At 46.8% G+C, this 19,386-nt stretch carries 18 protein-coding genes; 15 read left to right on the plus strand and 3 right to left on the minus strand.

All coding sequences use genetic code 11. The features are described 5' to 3' along the window. The first annotated feature begins 20 nt into the window (after nt 1-20). Genes gpmA through HMPREF3144_RS01930 form a run of 4 tightly spaced genes read left to right on the plus strand, consistent with a single transcriptional unit; the run spans nt 21 to nt 4,779 of the window. A complete protein-coding gene (gene gpmA, locus HMPREF3144_RS01915) occupies nt 21-767 on the plus strand; it encodes a 2,3-diphosphoglycerate-dependent phosphoglycerate mutase (RefSeq protein ID WP_036558840.1) in 747 nt (248 codons plus the stop codon). Nucleotides 768-808: 41 nt separating this feature from the next. Continuing rightward, entirely contained in the window at nt 809-2,485 is a 1,677-nt protein-coding gene (locus HMPREF3144_RS01920) for a murein hydrolase activator EnvC family protein (protein ID WP_083290355.1), read from the plus strand. Nucleotides 2,486-2,507: 22 nt separating this feature from the next. After that, nucleotides 2,508-4,031: a S41 family peptidase gene (locus HMPREF3144_RS01925; RefSeq protein ID WP_070476011.1), complete on the plus strand. Its 1,524-nt coding sequence runs from the start codon at nt 2,508-2,510 to the stop codon at nt 4,029-4,031. Next, complete coding sequence (locus tag HMPREF3144_RS01930; RefSeq protein WP_070476073.1) at nt 4,024-4,779, plus strand: HesA/MoeB/ThiF family protein; 756 nt, start codon at nt 4,024-4,026, stop codon at nt 4,777-4,779. Before HMPREF3144_RS01925 ends, HMPREF3144_RS01930 begins: the two co-directional genes overlap by 8 nt. Before the next feature lie 96 nt (nt 4,780-4,875). Here HMPREF3144_RS01930 and HMPREF3144_RS01935 read toward each other — a convergent pair whose 3' ends face one another. Continuing rightward, a complete protein-coding gene (locus HMPREF3144_RS01935; RefSeq protein WP_070476014.1) occupies nt 4,876-6,753 on the minus strand; it encodes a M61 family metallopeptidase in 1,878 nt (625 codons plus the stop codon). Between the two features lie 308 nt (nt 6,754-7,061). Here HMPREF3144_RS01935 and HMPREF3144_RS01940 point away from each other — a divergent pair, with 308 nt between their 5' ends. The 9 genes from HMPREF3144_RS01940 (at nt 7,062) to HMPREF3144_RS01980 (ending at nt 14,517) form a co-directional block, all read left to right on the plus strand. Beyond that, complete coding sequence (locus tag HMPREF3144_RS01940) at nt 7,062-7,487, plus strand: ATP synthase subunit I (RefSeq protein ID WP_018026884.1); 426 nt, start codon at nt 7,062-7,064, stop codon at nt 7,485-7,487. A 122-nt stretch (nt 7,488-7,609) separates the two neighbouring features. After that, nucleotides 7,610-8,497, plus strand: coding sequence for a F0F1 ATP synthase subunit A (atpB, locus tag HMPREF3144_RS01945; protein WP_018026883.1), 888 nt, complete (start codon nt 7,610-7,612; stop codon nt 8,495-8,497). A gap of 149 nt (nt 8,498-8,646) precedes the next feature. Further along, nucleotides 8,647-8,886 (plus strand): F0F1 ATP synthase subunit C, encoded by a 240-nt coding sequence (gene atpE / locus HMPREF3144_RS01950; protein ID WP_018026882.1) that lies wholly within the window; start codon nt 8,647-8,649, stop codon nt 8,884-8,886. A gap of 149 nt (nt 8,887-9,035) precedes the next feature. Continuing rightward, complete coding sequence (locus HMPREF3144_RS01955; protein WP_018026881.1) at nt 9,036-9,506, plus strand: F0F1 ATP synthase subunit B; 471 nt, start codon at nt 9,036-9,038, stop codon at nt 9,504-9,506. Nucleotides 9,507-9,518: 12 nt separating this feature from the next. Then, nucleotides 9,519-10,058 carry a F0F1 ATP synthase subunit delta gene (locus HMPREF3144_RS01960; protein ID WP_018026880.1) on the plus strand — a complete coding sequence of 180 codons (540 nt, stop codon included), beginning with the start codon at nt 9,519-9,521 and terminating at the stop codon, nt 10,056-10,058. 33 nt (nt 10,059-10,091) lie between these two features. Next, nucleotides 10,092-11,630, plus strand: a complete 1,539-nt coding sequence (atpA, locus tag HMPREF3144_RS01965) for a F0F1 ATP synthase subunit alpha (protein ID WP_070476016.1) — start codon at nt 10,092-10,094, stop codon at nt 11,628-11,630. A 72-nt stretch (nt 11,631-11,702) separates the two neighbouring features. Beyond that, on the plus strand, nt 11,703-12,614 hold the full coding sequence (gene atpG, locus HMPREF3144_RS01970; RefSeq protein ID WP_036558827.1) for a F0F1 ATP synthase subunit gamma: 912 nt from the start codon (nt 11,703-11,705) through the stop codon (nt 12,612-12,614). 64 nt (nt 12,615-12,678) lie between these two features. Then, complete coding sequence (gene atpD / locus HMPREF3144_RS01975) at nt 12,679-14,082, plus strand: F0F1 ATP synthase subunit beta (protein ID WP_018026877.1); 1,404 nt, start codon at nt 12,679-12,681, stop codon at nt 14,080-14,082. 9 nt (nt 14,083-14,091) lie between these two features. After that, the gene (locus HMPREF3144_RS01980) at nt 14,092-14,517 is read left to right on the plus strand and encodes a F0F1 ATP synthase subunit epsilon (RefSeq protein ID WP_018026876.1); all 426 of its coding nucleotides are present in this window, start codon (nt 14,092-14,094) and stop codon (nt 14,515-14,517) included. Between the two features lie 83 nt (nt 14,518-14,600). Here the strand turns inward: HMPREF3144_RS01980 and HMPREF3144_RS01985 are convergent, their stop codons facing one another. Together HMPREF3144_RS01985 and HMPREF3144_RS01990 are read right to left on the minus strand one after the other, a co-directional pair. Further along, a complete protein-coding gene (locus HMPREF3144_RS01985) occupies nt 14,601-15,221 on the minus strand; it encodes a glutathione S-transferase family protein (protein ID WP_070476019.1) in 621 nt (206 codons plus the stop codon). Between the two features lie 106 nt (nt 15,222-15,327). Further along, nucleotides 15,328-15,984, minus strand: coding sequence for a 5-formyltetrahydrofolate cyclo-ligase (locus HMPREF3144_RS01990; protein WP_081606600.1), 657 nt, complete (start codon nt 15,982-15,984; stop codon nt 15,328-15,330). Between the two features lie 47 nt (nt 15,985-16,031). On the opposite strand from HMPREF3144_RS01990, the gene HMPREF3144_RS01995 reads away from it, so the two are divergent. Further along, nucleotides 16,032-18,098: a lytic transglycosylase domain-containing protein gene (locus tag HMPREF3144_RS01995; protein ID WP_070476022.1), complete on the plus strand. Its 2,067-nt coding sequence runs from the start codon at nt 16,032-16,034 to the stop codon at nt 18,096-18,098. Between the two features lie 9 nt (nt 18,099-18,107). Continuing rightward, complete coding sequence (locus HMPREF3144_RS02000; protein WP_070476025.1) at nt 18,108-19,367, plus strand: tRNA nucleotidyltransferase/poly(A) polymerase-related protein; 1,260 nt, start codon at nt 18,108-18,110, stop codon at nt 19,365-19,367. Nucleotides 19,368-19,386 lie beyond the last annotated feature (19 nt).

Here is a 19,386-nt window from a genome sequence, read left to right on the forward strand (position 1 = left end):
ATCTAAGGATAGCAATCATTATGTATAAAATCGTTTTAATGCGCCATGGTCAAAGTCAGTGGAACCTAGAAAACCGTTTTACTGGTTGGGCGGATGTGGATTTGACGGAGGAGGGTCGAGCTCAAGCAAAGCAGGCTGGTGAGCTTTTAAAGCGGGAGGGTTATGTCTTTGATCAGGCCTATACCTCCTATTTAAAGCGTGCCATTCGCACCCTATGGATTGCCTTAGATAGCATGGATACGATGTATGTGCCCTATACGCCGAGTTGGCGTTTAAACGAGCGTCATTATGGGGCGCTGACTGGCCTGAATAAGGCTGAAACAGCGGCTAAATACGGTGATGAGCAAGTGCTCATCTGGCGTCGTGCTTTTGCGATTGGTCCTGAGCCTTTGTCTTTGGATGATGAGCGTCACCCACGCTTTGATAGTCGCTATGCGCAGATCCCAGCGGAGGAGTTGCCGGCAGCTGAGTGCCTCAAAGATACGATTGTGCGTGTTAAGCCACTGTGGGATGAGGAAATTGCCCCTGCCATTAAGAGCGGTAAGCGTATTTTGGTGACAGCGCATGGGAATAGCATTCGTGCCCTAATTAACTTATTTGACGAAATTTCCGAAGAGGATATTGTGCATTTAAATATCCCGACCGGTCAGCCGCTAGTGTATGAGTTAGATGAAAATCTTAAGGCAATTCGTCACTACTACCTAGGCGATCCAGAGGAAATTGCTAAGGCGATGGCTGAGGTGGCCGCTCAGGGTAAGGCGAAGTAGTTACCACAAGGCCGAGTGATTTTTAGTTTATATTTAAATGAATGGCTGTGGTACCGATAACACGTAATTCAATTCGAGCTAAGCAGATAAAAAGAGCGAGCAGAGCAGCAGTAGCTGCCTGTGCCGCTCTTTTTTTGGTCTGTTCTGCCTTGGCCAAGGTGGCAATAGCACAATCGCAATCACTTAGCGATTTAAGTCAACAGCAAAAATCGGCTGAAAGGCAGCGTGCCGAGCTGGAGAAAAGGATCGACTCCATCAAAAAAGCCATTCAGTCTCAGGAAACTGAGAAAAAGGATGTGGTGGATAGGCTTGGTCAATCCGAGCGCAATATCTCGCGCATTAATGCTGAGCTCGATCGCTTACAAGAGCAGCAGGATGAAACGGAACATGAGATCGTCTTGTTGCGCCGACAAGCGGATGGTCAGCGCATACTGCTAGCGGAGCGGCAGGAGGATCTAGGGCAGCAGATTTATACCCAATACACTTCTGGTTTATCACCGTGGTCGGCGCTATTATCCGGTGGCGATGCTCAGAAAATCGGTCGTGATATGGGTTATTTAAGTTATGTGGCTAGAGCTCGGGCGCGTGCCGTCGAAGAGTTAAACCAGGCGTTATTAAGCCTGCAAAAAACCGAATCCGAGATTAAGGGACGGCAGCAAAAGATTGAACGCCTAGCACAGCAAAGCTTAGCGAGTAAAAATGAATTAGAAAAAGAGCAGCAAAAGTATCAGGGTGAGTTGGCTAAGATTGAAAGCGATCTGAAGCGTCGTCGTGCCGAACAGGGGCGTCTTAAAGGCGATCAGCAGCGCTTGGATAGTCTTATTGGTGAGCTTGGTCGTACCATTACGCAACAAAGGGAGCTAGCACAACAAGCGGCCATAGAGCGTCAACGTCGCGCCTTAGCGCATCAGCAGCAGTTGGCGCAAGAACGTGAGGCACAAGCCAAGCGTGCAGCAGAGCAGGCTGCGCTCGCACAACAGCAGGCTGAACGTGCAGCAGCCTTGCGTGCCCAAGCTCAACAAAAGCAGCAAGAGGCCCTATCACAGCAGCGTTTAACTGAAATTCAGATTCGCGCCGTTGAAAATGATATTGCCCGTGCCATAGGTCCTGAGGCCTTAGATCAAGCCAAGCGTCGGATGACGGCGATGTTGAATCAGCGAGCGCAAAGTCAGCAGCAATTAGCCGCAGCCCGTCAGCAGCAGGAAAATGCCGAAATCGAAGCGGCCAAGGCGCGGCTAGCACGAGAGCGTGCCTTAGAAGCGCAACGCTTGGAAGCCCAAGCGCGTGAGGATGAACGTAAGGCCAAAGCCCTGGCTGCCTCAACCACTGCCGGTATTCCCCAAGGTGCGCCTTGGCCCTTACGCGGCACGATACAGGGTAGATTTGGTCGTACCCGTCCTGATACGGGTGGGGTTTGGCGCGGTATTTTGATTCAGGCCAAGGCAGGGGCCCCGGTAAAAGCCGTTGCGGGTGGTACGGTGGTATTTGCGGACTGGATGCGCGGTTTTGGTAATTTAATCATCGTCGATCATGGTAATGACTATATGAGTGTCTATGGCTACAATCAGAGCTTATCGCTAAAGGTTGGTCAGACAGTGCGCTCTGGTCAAACCATCGCTCGTGCAGGTTCAACCGGTGGTCAAGTGGAGCCGGCTTTATATTTTGAAATTCGTCGCGGTACGCAGCCCATTGATCCCCTGCGGATGCTGGCAAAATAGCTTTTAAAAGCAAAGGTGCATCATGCTTTCTATTTCTAACCTTATTTCTAAGCAATCGCTTTCCAAGCAGTTTACGGCATTAGGCTCGGCGCTGTGTCTATTGGCTTTGCTGGCTTACGCCTCGGTGGCTAGAGCGGATTCCTTGCAGGCGCAAAAGCAGGATCAACTTAGTCTTGAAGTGATCGAGCAGGTCCCTGTGATTGAAGCGATTCCTGAGTTAGACGATCGTTTGCCCTATGAGGAGTTGCGTCGCTTTGCCTCGGTCTTTGCCGCTATTAAAAATCGTTATGTTGAGCCCGTGGAAAATTCTAAATTGGTCGAGGCGGCCATTAATGGCATGATGGATAGTTTAGATCCACACTCCAGTTATCTTAACGAAGAGGCCTTTACTAGTTTACAAGAGGCAACCGAGGGTGCTTTTGGTGGTTTGGGTATCGAGATTGAGGACAGGGCGAATAAGGAAATTGAAATTATCTCCCCGATTGAGGATAGTCCTGCTGCCAAAGCTGGTATTCGACCCGGTGATGTGATTGTTAAGGTCGATGGCATGGCTGTCACCGAGATGCCTTTAGCTGAGGTGGTTAAAAAACTTCGTGGGGAGCCGGGTTCAAGTATTGTGTTGACGGTGCGTCGTGGCGAGGAAATACTGGATTTTGAGATCGTTAGAGATTTAATTAAGGTGCAAAGTGTTCGTAGCAAAATGCTTGAGCGTGATATTGCTTATGTCCGAATTTCTCAGTTTCAAGAGCGCACAGTTGAGGATTTGGTGAAGCATCTCAATGATTTTAAAGTAGAGCCTAAAGCATTGGTGCTTGATTTGCGTAATGATCCCGGTGGCTTATTAAATGCTGCGGTAGGTGTGGCTGGCGCATTTATTGAACCTGAAAAGTTGGTTGTTTATACCAAAAGCCGTGGTGAGGTGAATTTACGTTATCGTGTGGTACCTAGCGACTACAGCTTAAATCATCGCGATCCGCTCAAGAACTTACCGACATGGAGTCGCAAGATCCCAATGGTGCTACTAATTAACGTTGGTTCTGCCTCAGCTTCAGAGATTGTAGCGGGTGCCTTGCAGGATTATGAGCGCGCCACGATTATGGGTAATCGCAGTTTCGGTAAAGGCTCTGTGCAGGTGGTGATGGCATTAGGTGATGACACTGGCGTTAAATTGACCATTGCACGTTATTACACTCCTAAGGACCGTTCTATTCAGGCCACTGGGATTGAGCCGGATATTGTGGTGACTGACACTGAAAAGGGTAATTTTTTCAGTGTACCGCGCGAGTCAGACTTAAAAGACCATTTAGTCGGCGATGAGGAAGTTGTGAGTTCGCAGCCAGCCACTGAGGCGAGTGCCGAGTCCGCCGCTGCTAGTACCTCTGCAGATGAGGCGACAACTACCGTTGAAGAGGTTGATGCGATTGAGTCTGAGACGGCAGACGATGCTTCAGAGCTTGAGATGTATACTTTTGGTTCGGCTGAGGACTATCAGCTGCAGCAAGCAGTGAATTACTTGATTGGAGAGTATCTTGAGTCAGCTGAATGATGAGCAGTTGTTACGCTATGCCCGTCATATTATGCTGGACGGCTTTGGTTTTGAGGGCCAAGAGCGTTTAATCAATAGCCGTATCCTGATGGTGGGAGCGGGTGGCCTGGGCGCACCGGCGCTCATGTATTTAGTAGCCGCCGGTGTGGGCACCATTCATTTGGTGGACGATGATACGGTTGAATTAAGCAATCTGCAGCGCCAAATTGTGCACACCAATGAGCGGATCGCTATGCCTAAAGTGGCGTCGGCTAAATTGATGGCGCAAGCGCTAAATCCCGAGGTGGAGCTTATCCCCCATCATGGGCGTCTCAATAATGAGCAGCTCGATGCGCTAATGCAACAAGTCGATTTGGTGCTTGAATGTACCGATAACTTTGCTACGCGCCAGCAACTAAATCGCATGTGTTTCAAGCATCGTGTACCCATGGTATCAGCGGCAGCAATTCGCTTTGATGGACAGGTGACGGTGTTTGATTTTAGGGATGAAAAAAGCCCATGCTACGCCTGTCAATATGATCCCAGTGAGAATTTACAACCCGATAACTGCGCTACTTTAGGTGTGCTATCCACGGTGGTGGGGAGTATCGGTATGATGCAGGCACATGAGGCGCTAAAGCTTTTGTTGGGAATAGGTCAGTCCCTGCAGGGGCGTTTATTGATGTTTGATGGGCGCAATACCCGTTGGCATGAGTTTAAACTCAGTAAAAACCCACAGTGTCGTGTTTGTGCCAACACATCGCGATAAAGTCTAGTTTAGGGCTTCTCTATCACGGCTTGTGCGCCGATGAAAGAAAAGCCCTTGTTGCTTATAAATTTAGCTTAGGAAGCAGCTAGTGTTTTGCTATTGCTCGCTTTCGACTTGGCTAGGCATTTGCTCACTAGTGTCCTCAACCTCGTTCGTTGGCGCCATGGTAGCAAGGCGGTCTTTCTTAGGTTGAAGCTGAAATTCCGCATAGAGTGGGGTATTAAATTCCACCGTAAAGCTGCGTAACTCATCACGTCTGAATACATGTACTAGTGCTTTTTGCTTGCTTTGGTAGCGACTTAAAAGCTCTTCCAGATTGCTAGCATTTACGCGTAAGCCATCAATGGCCACCAGCACGTCACCGGCCGATAAGCCACCCTGATGTGCCGCGCCATGTTGCATTACACTTTGGATCATACATTGACCCTCACGATTGGCCGTGCGAATATCCAAGCTCACCGCTGCGTTACTTTTCTTAGTGAGCGTCGTTAGTTTAAGCCCTTCGGCCTCGAGCAATGCTTTTAGTGGGAGCTTTTTCGTGCCATAAACATAGCGTTCAAGGAAATTGAGTAGTTCATCTTGATTGATGCCAGTGGCTTGATGCAGGACCTCGGGAACATCCGCCTCACGTAAACCCAGTTGACTGCCTAAATAGAAGTTTTTGCCAAAATGTGTCCACAAGTAGCGCATCACATCATCAAGTGATTTTTCATGCTCAGTCTTTTGACGTATAAATAAGTCCAAACAAAGCGCGACCAGTGAGCCCTTGGTGTAATAACTGACAATCTGGTTACGGGCATTTTCATCCTGTTGATAGAACTTAGTCCACGCATCAAAAGAGCTTTCAGCCACACTTTGTTTAATCCGTCCGGAGTCATTGTTAACCCGACTAATGGTCTCTGCTACTAAGTCAAAATACTGTTGCTCGCTGATTAAACCACTACGCAACAACATCAAATCATCATAGTAGGAGGTAAAGCCTTCAAAAATCCATAATAGGGAGGTAGGGGTGGCTCTATCTAGGCGATAGGGCGCAAATACCGCAGGTTTAATGCGTTTTATATTCCAACTGTGGAAGTACTCGTGACTGACTAAACCCAAGAACTCACGATATTCCTTGGACTGTTCGCTCTGACCAATGACCGGTAAGGATTTACGCGAACAGATTAAGGCAGTGCTATTGCGATGCTCAAGACCACCATAATCATTGCCGGTGACCGTGGTTAAGAAAACATAGCGTGCACCATGATCGCCAAAGGGAGGGGTGTTGCTCTCAGGTTCAAATAGGCGGATTTGTGCCTCGCAAATTTTAGCTGTATCGGCCGCAATGCGCTCAAAGTCAATATTGGGTAAAACACCAGTAAAGACCATGTCGTGGACAATACCAGCCACCACAAAGCTAATGACCTTAGGGCGACCCATTTCGACCGGGTGATCGATTAAATCATCATAATCCTTGGCGCGGTAAAAACCAAAGCGCGTATGTGCTGCCGCTTTAGGGTGACCCTCAGCCGGTGGTAGACTGGTATAAACACGCCATTTACTACTTTGTTTGGGCGCTTTAATCTCCACTAAACAAGGTAAATGCTCCTGTCCATGGACTTTAAGAAAGACACTGGTGCCATTAAAAAAGCCGTGCGTTTCATCAAGATGCGCCTTACGTACCGATAAATCCCAAGCGTAAACGGTGTAGTCAATTTGAATCGGACCAGTTCGTACCGCCTCAATTTTCCATGTGTGATTATCCAGATGGGTAATACTCAAAGGATAGTTATTATGCGTGGCGCGCAAGGTCTCAATATGCTTAGAAAAATCGCGAATCATATAACTACCAGGGATCCAACGTGGGAGGCTGACAATTTGACCCGCAGGGTTAGGTTCGGCAATGGTCAGTGAGACTTTAAAACGGTGACCGCTTAAATCATCTGAGGTAATGCGATAAAAAACTTTATCGTCAAACATTTTATTATTCATCTATGTAATGCCTTTAGTTCTGATAAAATCCATGAGTTCTTAAATTCTTGACAGCTTTTTGAAAGTTTTGCAAATCAAAAGCGTTGTGGCGTATGTTTAGTACTTCTTTAGTATTATAAACAAGCTCTGAGCAGGGATTTATTCAGCATGATGATTGCACATATTTTTACTGATGGGCTTGTGAAGCTTAGGCGCTGAGCGTTTAAACTGACAGCGTATTAAGCTGATACGGCACTGCAACAAAATATGTAACTAGCACATCAACTGAATGTGACAAGTAGTAAAAAAAAGGTTATACTTAGGGCGCTATGGATCAGGAGCAATTTGAAGCGATAAGCTTAACCCCAGAGCAAAGGCGGCGCATGAGTGCGGCAGCCGTTCGGGGGCTACTAAATACAGTGCTTGCTCAACTGGTAGCATTGCTGATAGCTACGCTAATTACATTGCTTGTATCGACAAGTTGGGCGGCGCTATCAATCATTGCAGGCGGTATGACCTATTTGATTCCGACTGCTTTATTTGTCTTGCACTTGGTGTTAAGGCTGTTATCGCAAAAACCGGCCACGGCCACGATGTTTTTAGTGGGTGAGGCGATTAAAATCGGTGTTGCGATGATCTTAATGGTATTAGTCATTAAGGTATTTGGTACGAATTTAGTATGGCCGGCGTTTTTTGTTGGCTTATTAGTAGTTTTAAAGGCATACGTATTACTTTTAGTCTTTAAAAAGCTATAGTTCAAAGCCGCTTGGGCGGTGGCTTCTGATAGCCAGGCTAGAGTAGTAGATTTGATTAGTTGTTACTCTCTTGATTGAGTTATGTTGATTAAGAGGGTGGTTCATACGGAGATTGGAGCAAAATGGATGCTTCTTTAGTTAAACCATCACCACAGCAGTATTACATTCAGCACCATTTGGAGCATTTTAGTAATAAGCCACAGGAATCGATTGCTGATTTTAGTGTCATTAACTTTGACTCTATTTTCTGGGCTGTGTTAGTAGGCGTTATCGGTCTTTTCTTCTTGTATAAGGCTGCTAAAAACGCTACCTCTGGTGTACCGGGTCGCTTCCAAATGGCCGTTGAGATGTTGGTCGGTATGGTTGATGAGCAGGCTAAAAGTATCGTGCACAATGCCACTTCGCGTAAGTTTGTTGCGCCATTAGCGCTAACAATCTTCGTCTGGGTGACCTTGATGAACGCCCTCGATTTATTGCCAATTGATTTGATGCCATCAATCTACTCATGGACTGGTTTGGCGGGTACGGCTGAGAATCACGGTGTACTTTATTACCACCGTATTTTACCGACGGCTGACCTCAACATGACCTTAGGTATGTCAATCACCGTGTTGTTAATTTCTTTATATTACGGTGTGAAGATCAAAAATCCAGGCGGTTTTATTAAGAGTTTATTTACTGCACCTTTCGGTGCGGAGAGTGTGGTTGCTAAGGTTTTATTAGCACCAGCTAACTTACTATTAAATATTATTGAGTACTTTGCTAAAACCGTATCACTAGGTATGCGACTTTTTGCAACGATGTATGCCGGTGAGTTAGTGTTCATGCTGATCGCGCTGATGGGTGCGGCATGGAGTGGTTTTAATGCCTTAAGTATCGGTTTAGGTATCGGTCACATTTTAGCTGGTTCAGCTTGGGCGATTTTCCACATTTTAATTATCTTATTACAAGCATTTATCTTTATGATGTTGACTCTCGTGTACGTTGGTCAGGCGCATGAAGATCACTAGAATTTAGTTGGCTGAAATGGTCTTAGTGCATGTTTTCAGTCAACTAAGTAGCAGATTTTGAGTGGCATCTCGTTCATCAGAGTCTGTTTAATTTTATAAATTAATTTATCCATCTTTTAACTATTGGTTCATTACCACAAGGAGTTGTCATGGAAGTTGCAGGTTTAGTAGCTCTTGCTTGCGCATTTATTATTGGTTTAGGTGCTATCGGTGCGTGTTTAGGTATCGGTATGATGGGTGGTAAATACCTAGAAGCATCTGCTCGTCAGCCTGAGTTGATGAACGCTTTGCAAACCAAAATGTTCTTATTAGCCGGCCTTATCGATGCTGCCTACTTAATCGGCGTTGGTATTGCTATGTTATTCGCTTTTGCTAACCCATTCGTCTAAGCGATAGATTTAACACCATCGCTTGATGGTTTGTGAACTGGATGGATTGGTGCAGGGCTGTTGAGTCAGTCTCTGCATCCAAAAATTCAGTATAGTTTTGGATAGGTAGTGCATAGTGCAAGACCTTAATTAGCAAAAGGGAAACGACCGTGAATTTAAATGCGACGCTCTTTTTCCAGGTAATCGTTTTCTTAGTATTAGTGTGGTTCACTATGAAGTTTATTTGGCCACCACTAATCAAAGCAATTGACGATCGCCGACAGAAGATAGCCGATGGTCTAGCGGCTGCTGACAAGGGTAAGGCTGATTTAGCTCAAGCCCAGAGTCGTATCGCCGAAATCGAAAATGCAGCAAAGACCGAGAATCAAACAAGATTTGCTGAAGCTGAAAAACGCGCTGCCTCAATCGTTGAAGCCGCTCGTGAAGAGGCTGAGCAAGAACGTGCCCGCATCATTGCCCAGGCCAAACAGGACGCTGTTCTTGAAGTTACACGTTTACGTGATGAGTTACGTGACGAAGTTGCAACATTAGCAGTACAAGGTGCTGAGCAGATTCTTCGCCGTGAAGTGGATGCGAAAACACATGCCGAGTTGCTCGATCAACTGAAGGCACAGCTTTAATTTGGGATTGCTATGGCTGAACTTTCAACTATTGCCCGTCCTTACGCAAGCGCTGCATTTGCAGCGGCAAAGGACAGTCAAGTCGGATTAGAGACTTGGGCTAAGGCTGTAAAACAATTGTCAGAAATAGTTTCTGTCGCTGAAGTCAAGGAGCTTTTATCAAATCCTAAAGCGACCGAAGCTGACAGCTTGGCTATTTTTGACACACTATTGCCTGATATGCCTGCTGATGTTAAGAATTTTGTTCAATTAGTAGTGGAAAACGATCGCTGGGCAGTATTGCCAGAGATTGCTGAACAATTTATTCAACTTAAAAATAAGCATGATGGCAAGGCGATCGCCCAAATTACGAGCGCTTTTGAGTTAACTCAAGAACAATTAAAAGATTTGCTTGCAAGTCTTGAAAAAAAATTTAGCGTATCTCTAGAACCCGAGGTGAAGGTTGATCCAGCCTTAATTGGTGGGGTACGAGTGATCGTGGGTGATCAAGTTTTAGATACTTCGGTGCAAGCGCAAATTACACGTTTGCACGATAAGTTGGTTGCTGAATAAGCGCCATAACTATAGGATTTCAGGAGTCTGATTATGCAACTCAATCCGTCAGAGATCAGCGAATTACTAAAGAGCCGAATTGAGGGTCTAGGTACTTCTGCCGATGTCCGTACGCAGGGTACGGTAGTATCCGTAACCGACGGTATTACTCGCATCCACGGTTTATCCGATGTGATGCAGGGCGAAATGCTCGAATTTCCCAACAATGTTTTCGGTTTGGCGCTAAACCTAGAGCGTGATTCAGTTGGTGCGGTGATTTTAGGTGATTACACCAGCGTTTCCGAGGGTGATCTGGTTAAAACAACTGGTCGTATTCTTGAGGTACCTGTTGGTCCAGAATTATGTGGCCGTGTGGTTGACACCTTAGGTAATCCAATTGATGGTAAAGGCCCGATTAACACGACTCAAACAGACGTTATTGAGAAGGTTGCTCCGGGCGTAATTGCACGTCAATCCGTATCTGAGCCTTTACAAACAGGTTCTAAAGCGATTGACTCAATGGTACCTATCGGTCGCGGTCAGCGTGAGTTAATTATTGGTGACCGTCAGGTAGGTAAAACAGCGGTTGCTGTGGATGCCATTATTAACCAAAAAGGCCAAAACGTAATTTGTGTATACGTGGCTGTTGGTCAAAAAGCATCTACCGTAAACAATATTGTTCGTAAACTTGAAGAAACAGGTGCTTTAGAGTACACCATCGTGGTAGCTGCTAACGCCTCTGACTCCGCTGCTATGCAGTACTTAGCCCCTTATGCTGGTTGTACAATGGGTGAGTACTTCCGTGACCGTGGTCAGGATGCCTTAATTGTTTATGATGACTTAACTAAGCAGGCTTGGGCATATCGTCAAGTATCGTTATTATTACGTCGTCCACCGGGTCGTGAGGCTTATCCGGGTGACGTATTCTACTTACACTCTCGTTTACTTGAGCGTGCAGCACGTGTAAATGCTGATTACGTAGAAAAATTCACTAATGGTGAGGTTAAGGGTAAAACCGGTTCATTAACTGCCTTACCGATTATTGAAACTCAAGCGGGTGACGTTTCTGCTTTCGTACCAACCAACGTTATTTCAATTACTGACGGTCAGATCTTCCTTGAAACTGACTTATTTAACGCTGGTATTCGTCCTGCAATTAACGCAGGTATTTCGGTATCGCGTGTGGGTGGTGCAGCTCAAACTAAGGTGATTAAGAGCTTATCAGGCGGTATTCGTACTGACTTGGCACAGTATCGTGAGTTGGCTGCCTTTGCGCAGTTCGCTTCTGACCTTGACGAAGCAACTCGTCGTCAGCTAGAGCGCGGTGAGCGTGTGGTTGAGTTATTGAAGCAGCCACAATACACTCCTTACAAAGTTTGGGAAATGGCGGTTTCGCTATTTGCGGTTAACAACGGTTATTTAGACGATGTAGAAGTTGCACAAATTCTACCATTTGAAAAAGCGCTTAAAGAGCACTTGAAGTCTAACAATGCCGATTTAATTGATCGCATTGAATCAACTAAGCAGTTGAGCAAAGAAGACGAGGCTGCACTGAAAGATGCCATCGCAGCTTTCAAAAAGTCTTACGCTTAATAAGGTGATTTAGCACAGTCAGACCGGGCTAAATCAGGTCTGACTGAGGTCTAATTCTAATAGGAATTTAATATGGCTGGAATTAAAGAAATCCGTACTAAGATTTTGAGCGTACAAAATACGAGCAAAATCACTAAGGCCATGGAGATGGTAGCTGCGTCCAAGATGCGTAAAGCACAGGATCGTATGCGTGCCGGTCGTCCTTATGCCAAAAAAGTACGTGATATTGCCAGACACTTGATGTTGACAACATCTGACTACTCAAATCCTTACCTCGAAGCTAGAAAGGAGGTAAAAAATGTGGGTCTAGTGTTGATTACAACGGACAAGGGTCTTTGTGGCGGATTAAATACCAATATTACGCGTTTAGCCTTAAATCGTCTGCAAGAGTTCAAATCTCAGAATGTCGGTGTTCAGGCAACCGCTTTGGGCTCAAAGGGCTTATCATTTTTAAGCCGTTTAGGTGCCAATATCGTTTCACAACAAACACAATTAGGTGATGTGCCAAATATGGAAAGCCTAATTGGTGCACTAAAAGTGCAGTTGGACGACTATAAAGAGGGCAAGATTGACGCACTTTATGTAGCGACAACAATTTTCGTGAATACGATGAAGCAGGAGCCGGCATTTATTCGTTTATTGCCATTGCCGTCTAACCTAGAGGATCCCTACACCACTTCTTACGATGATAAGTTCGAAGAAGGGGAGAGCGGTTTATCTTCTCATGGCTGGGATTACATCTTCGAGCCGAATGTTAGCAGCGTAATTGATGATCTTCTACAGCGTTATGTTGAGAGTTTGGTCTATCAATTTGTTGCGGAAAATATGGCATCAGAGCAGTCAGCGCGTATGGTAGCGATGAAGGCTGCATCGGATAACGCTAAAAAGGTTATTGGTGAATTGCAACTTGTCTATAACAAAACACGTCAAGCAGCAATTACAAAAGAAATTTCAGAAATTGTGGGGGGTGCTGCTGCCGTTTAATGCTCAGCATACGAGTGTTAAATGAAGTAGTAACTTTCAATCGTTATAAAGGTAAGGATACAACATGAGTAACGGTACAATTGTTCAGTGCATCGGCGCAGTAGTGGACGTACAGTTCCCGCGCGACAATATGCCTAAGATTTACGAGGCATTAAAGGTGGCTGAAGATAGCAGCAATAAGTTTGTTGAAGCAGGCTTAACTTTAGAAGTACAGCAGCAATTGGGCGACGGTGTTGTTCGTACCATTGCTTTAGGTTCAAGTGACGGTTTAAGCCGCGGTTTAGCGGTTGAGCGTACGCACTCTGGTATTGCTGTACCAGTCGGTGAGGGTACCTTAGGTCGCATTATGGACGTATTGGGTCGTCCGATTGATGAAGCTGGTCCGATTGAGCACGACGAAAAACGTGTAATTCACCAGCCTGCACCTAAGTTTGACGAGTTATCTCCATCAGTTGAGCTATTAGAAACTGGGATTAAGGTAATTGACTTAATCTGCCCATTCGCCAAGGGTGGTAAGGTTGGTCTGTTCGGTGGTGCCGGTGTAGGTAAAACCGTTAACATGATGGAATTAATTAACAACATCGCTAAGCAGCACTCTGGTTTATCTGTATTTGCTGGTGTTGGTGAGCGTACTCGTGAGGGTAATGACTTCTACCACGAGATGGAAGAGTCTAACGTTCTTGATAAAGTAGCAATGGTATTCGGTCAGATGAACGAACCACCAGGTAACCGTTTACGCGTGGCGCTGACTGGTCTAACCATGGCCGAGCGTTTCCGTGATGAGGGTCGTGATATCCTATTCTTCGTGGATAACATCTATCGTTATACCCTAGCTGGTACTGAGGTATCTGCACTTCTAGGTCGTATGCCTTCAGCGGTAGGTTATCAGCCGACACTTGCTGAGGAGATGGGTGTACTACAAGAGCGTATTACCTCAACTAAGACCGGTTCGATTACCTCAATTCAAGCGGTATACGTACCAGCGGATGACTTGACTGACCCGTCACCTGCGACTACGTTCCAGCACTTAGACTCTACTGTTGTATTGTCTCGTGATATTGCCTCTTTAGGTATTTATCCTGCGGTTGACCCATTAGACTCAACCAGCCGTCAGCTCGATCCTCAGATCGTTGGTGAGGAGCACTACAATGTAGCTCAGTCAGTACAGCATACATTACAGCGCTACAAGGAATTACGCGATATTATTGCGATTCTTGGTATGGATGAGTTATCGCCTGAAGATAAGCAAGTGGTTGCACGTGCTCGTAAGATTCAGCGTTTCCTATCTCAGCCGTTCCACGTAGCTGAAGTATTTACCGGTTCACCTGGTAAGTATGTACCATTAGCTGAAACGATTCGTGGTTTCAAGATGATTGTTTCTGGTGAGTGTGATGCCCTACCTGAGCAGGCATTCTACATGGTTGGTTCGATTGACGAAGCTTTCGAAAAAGCCAAAACCCTTAAATAAGGAATTGTCATGGCAGTTCTGAAACTCGATGTAGTGAGTGCGGAAAAGTCATTGTACTCGGGCACGGTCAAAATGGTCGTGCTTCCGGGTGAAGCGGGTGAGCTAGGTGTACTGCCTGGTCACACCCCTTTGATTACCCGTATTCGTCCAGGTACCGTTAGAATCACGCGCGAAGATGACTCACAAGAGGTGGTGTTCGTTGCTGGTGGTATTCTAGAGGTACAGCCTTATGCAGTGACTGTGTTGGCCGATGTGGCAGTTCGTCTAGAGGAACTAGATGCAGCCAAAGCTGAAGAGTCTCGTAAGAAAGCCCAAGAAACGCTTAAAAACGCTGCTTCGCCACAAGAGGCGGCAGCAATTGAAGCTGAACTTGCTTTATTACAAGCACAAGTGGTTGCCATCCAGCGCTACCGAGATCTCAAATCTCATCACTAAGATGGATAGTATAAAAACCCCGTTAAAATCAGCCATGGGCTATGCTTTAACGGGGTTTTTTGTTTGCTTTAGTGTTTAGCAAACTAGGCTCTGATGCCCTCAGCTTGTAGTGCCTTTTGTAATGGTTCAAACTGCGCCACACGCTCGTAGTAGGCTTGCAGATTTTCTAATTGGCTGAGATCTAGTTTGACCAATTTGGCCCATCGCAGGGTCACAAATAAGTAAATATCCGCAATACAAATCTGATCGATTAAGTACTCACGATTGGCTAAGTGATCATCGGCAATTTTATAGCTTTTTATTAGGGATTGCTCGGCTGCTTTTTTTACTCTATCATGCAGTGCTTGATCGCCCTCAATAAAGCCTGGGGTAGAGAAAAAAGGTGTAAATTGCTTATGTATGTCGGAGTTCGCATAGGCTAACCAACGATATGCTAAAGCTCGTTGCTGCAAATTGTTTTTTGCACCAAATAGTTCGGCATCAGGAAACTTTGCATCCAAATAGGTGAGAATCGCAATATTTTGCGTGATTGTAAAATCACCATCCTCCAAGGTAGGCACTGAGCCAGCCGGATTTTTGGCCAGGTACTCGGGCGACTTCAAATAGTCCCGTGGTGTCTGATATGCCTCGAAATCTGCGTCTAGCCAATATAATGCGGTGTGCGGTACGACTGAGCAAGAACCCTGTAAATAATAAAGCTTCATAAAGCATTCACTCCTTAGTTAAGATCATTGGTTCTAATAATGTAATCTACTTCAAAAAATTTTGCCATGCAGATTAGGTGAGTAATATGCTTTAGCCATTCCATGATTAAAAAAATCGCAGCTCGCGCTCAGTCACAATACCATCGAGTAATTTATCATGCGCTAATGCCTCATAATCGCTTGGTAAACGCGCATCCGACCACACTGCGCCGAGTAGTATAGGGGACTGCTCTTGTGCTTCCCAAGCGGCAATGGTGCGATCGTAGTAGCCACCGCCATAGCCTAAGCGCTCACCCTGTTCCCCATAACCCAGCATGGGCAACAACACAATATCGGGGGTATTGGCGATTTCTTTGGCTTCTGGCTCCAGGATGCCAAAATGACCCGTAACCAAGGGGGCACCCGGGTCCCAGTAAAAGAACTGTAAGGCTGCGTTTTTTTCTACAATTTTGGGTAACACAATTTCATGCCCCATGGCATAGAGCTCATCTAGTAAAGCCCGGATATCAGGTTCCTGCCGAAATGGCCAATAAGCGGCAATCACTAGTCCCTGACGGCGTATTTTATGACGCGCGGGGAGGATCTTTAGGGCATCAAAGTCGTGTTGCGCTTGTGTCTCGTATTCTAAGCTGTTAAGCCAACCCATAAAATGCTCGCTCAGCGCCTTGGAGCGTGCTTGATATGCCACTTCGCTCAGTTGCATGCGTTGATTCAATAACTTAGATCGTATGGATTGATAGTAGTTTGTGTTATTCTGCTGCATAGACTATTTAATAATTGGCACACTGCCATCTGATGCGTGGAGCAACCATGACTCAAAAATCATTATCACCTTATTGGAAGTATACACTGCTGGCAGGTATTTTGGCCTCCGCCTTATTTGTGGTGAGCGGATGCAGTTCGACAGCTCAATCACAATCCGCTTTAACGACAGGCGCTGTGGATGAAGAAGCGGAGCTAAGCGCAGCGGAGATTGAAGCACAACAAACACGTTCACGCCTGCCTGAGCGCGATTTAAAGCCAGTTGATGCTGCCGCTAGAGCAGCAGTGGCCAATGCCTACCTGGCTTTGCAGAACCGTCAGTGGGAGCTGTTACCGAGTTTTGCTCATGCAGCCAAAGCGGATCATGAGCTTGGTGCTTATCCGCAATATTGGTTTTTACGCAATCATCTCAATCGTAGCAGCACGTTAGCTGCTTTGGATACGGCTGCCTTAGACCAGTTTATCAAAGCGCACCCCCACAGCTATATGGCTGAGCGCCTTAAGGCAGAATGGATTATCAAGGCTGCGGCTTTGGGTGACTATCAAACGGCAGCTGCCTTGGGACCGGTAAACGTAAGTTTGAGCCAAGCTGAATGCGCCTCTATCCAAAGTCACGCCATGACAGGTCAGCGAGTTGGGATTCGTGAAGCGTTGGCAAGCTTTAGTCCAGGTGAGTCTTGTTGGGCGATGTTAGACACTTTGAATCGTCAAGGGCGTTTGAGCTTTGAGCAATTACAGCCAGCCTTGAGAGCGGCAGTAGAATATGATAATAAAAACGCTGCGGCCCGTTATGCGGCACTGGTTTTTTCACCGGCACAGCTAGCACAGTATCGTGCCATTATGGCCGATCCGCGCGCTTGGATTAGTCGCCAATCGGGTGCTGCCGCCTCACCACTGGAGGCGGAATTGCGTGCCATTGCTTTTAGCCGCTTGGCACGTCAGGATCGTGAGCAAGGCATTCAGCTGTTAAATGCCACTAATCTCCTCAGTAAACAGGATAAGCAATGGGCTTATGCTCAGTTTGGATTAGTCTCAGCCCTTAATCTGGAGGATCGCTCCGATCGCTGGTATCGGCAGTCGGAGGATGTGGCCTTAAGCGATTACAATGCGGCTTGGCGGGTTCGTGCTGCTTTACGTCAGCCCACAGTTGATTGGCGCCGTGTGAAAGACACGATCGAGATGATGAATAAGGAGCAGCAAAAAGAGACGGCTTGGGTCTATTGGCATTCACGTGCCTTGGCAGCCTTAGGTCAGACGGCAGCGGCGCACACAGGCTATCAGAGCTTATTGAGTCACTATGATTTTTATGGTCAATTGGCTCGTGAGGCCTTGGGGCAGCAGATCACTTGGCCAGAGCAAGCAGCGCCGGTCACGGCGGCCGAATTAGCGGCGATTAAGCGCAATAGCGGCTTACAAAATGCGGTAGCGCTTCTAGGGATTGGGGCGCGTGAGTATGCGGTGGTGGAGTGGAATCATGCCATTCGTGGTCTCAACGATAGGCAGTTAATGGCAGCTGCTGAGTGGGCCAAGCAAGTGGGCTTTTATGATCGCACCATTAATACCTCCTTACTGACAAAACACAGTGTGAACTTTGAGCAACGCTATGTGGCTCCCTTTGATGGGCGAGTGACTGCGCAAGCTCGTCGGGTTGGGGTATCACCAGCCTGGGTGTATGGCTTAATTCGTCAGGAGTCGCGCTTTGTGCCGGTGGCTCGTTCTGGTGTCGGTGCCTCTGGTTTGATGCAGCTGATGCCGGGTACGGCGCAATTAGTGGCGCGTAAGCTGGGGGTGCAAAATTATAATCACAGCATGATTAACGATTTCGATACCAATACTTTATTTGGTACGAGCTATCTTAAGGATATTTTGGATAAGCAGGCAGGTTCTGAAGTCTTGGCCACTGCGGGTTATAACGCAGGTCCGAACCGTGCTGTACGTTGGCGTAATAGCCTGACACGGTCAGTAGAGGGGGCGATTTTTGCGGAAACGATCCCCTTTACCGAAACTCGCTTATATGTGAAGCATGTATTGTCTAATGCTGTTTGGTACGATATTAAGTTTAATCACGGTAGACCTGCCTCGCTCACGCAGCGTTTGGGTACCATTCATCCCTAGTAGCTAAGGATGTCTAAGCAGTCGATTCGTAGTAACAAGCTAGACCCCACAGCCATTTATGCAGTGGGTGGGGCGGTGCGTGATCGCTTATTAGGTCTACCTGCGGGTGATTATGATTGGGTGGTAGTGGGCGCTACCCCTGAGCAAATGGTGGCCAATGGCTACCTACCCGTGGGTGGTGATTTTCCCGTGTTTTTACACCCTAGCACCCATGAAGAATACGCCTTAGCCCGCACTGAACGTAAGTCTGGTCGAGGTTATCAAGGCTTTACCTTTTATACTGGCAGTGATGTTAGTTTGGAACAGGACTTATTGCGGCGTGATCTGACGGTCAATGCCATGGCCTTGAGTCAAGCGGGGCAGCGTTATTTGGCGCAACTAAGCGATGAGTTGGGAGAAGCGCAGCTTAATACCTTATTGCAAAGTGGCGCCTTAGACCAACGGCTCAGTACGGGAAGTCCACCGTTTTTAAGCGATCCCTTTGGTGGTTTACAGGATCTACGACAAAAGGTTTTTCGGCATGTCAGTGAGGCCTTTATTGAGGATCCTGTTCGTATTTTACGTTTGGCACGTTTTTTAGCGCGTTTTGAGGACTTTAGGGTAGCGCCTGAAACCTTGAGTTACTGTCAAACAATGGTGGACAATGGCGAGGTAGACCATTTGGTGGCCGAGCGTGTATGGCAGGAGTTATCGCGCGCTTTGATGCAGCCCGCACTCTACCGTACGTTCCAGTTTTTAGCAGAGATTGCGGCCTTGGAGCGTGTGTTACCAGGCTTTGTTTGGGATAGGGAGGCAGCTGAATTGCTACATTTAGTAGCTAACAGCGAGCTCAGTTTAGCCTTTAGCTATGGTTTGATCTTTTATCGTGTGGCCGATATTAGGGCGTTTTCTCAGCGCTTGAGAGCGCCTCATGCCTGTCAAGAAGCGGCGCAGTTAATTGCCCAATGGGTGCAAGCTATGCAGCAGTATCCTTTGAACGCTACCACGCCACCCGAGCAACTATTGCGGGCGATATTAGCTACCGATCCGCTTAGAAAGCCTGAGCGCTTTGAGGAGTTGCTGCAGAGTTATGCCTTACTATTAAGCGTCAAAGGGGTGTCGGCTGAGCAAATTGAGGCGGAACTGGGTCAATGGCGTCGACTACTTGCCGCTGTACAAGCGGTTGACGCGGGAGCGATCGCTAAAGCTTGTGCGGCACAGGGGCGACCAATTAAAGAGGCAATTTATAGTGCACGTCTAAGGGCATTGGAACAGGTCCGTTGTGCTTAGTGTGTGGGGCGAATCGAGT

It is taken from the genome of Oligella sp. HMSC05A10 (assembly GCF_001808335.1).
GTDB classification, from domain to species: Bacteria; Pseudomonadota; Gammaproteobacteria; order Burkholderiales; family Burkholderiaceae_B; genus Oligella; species Oligella urethralis.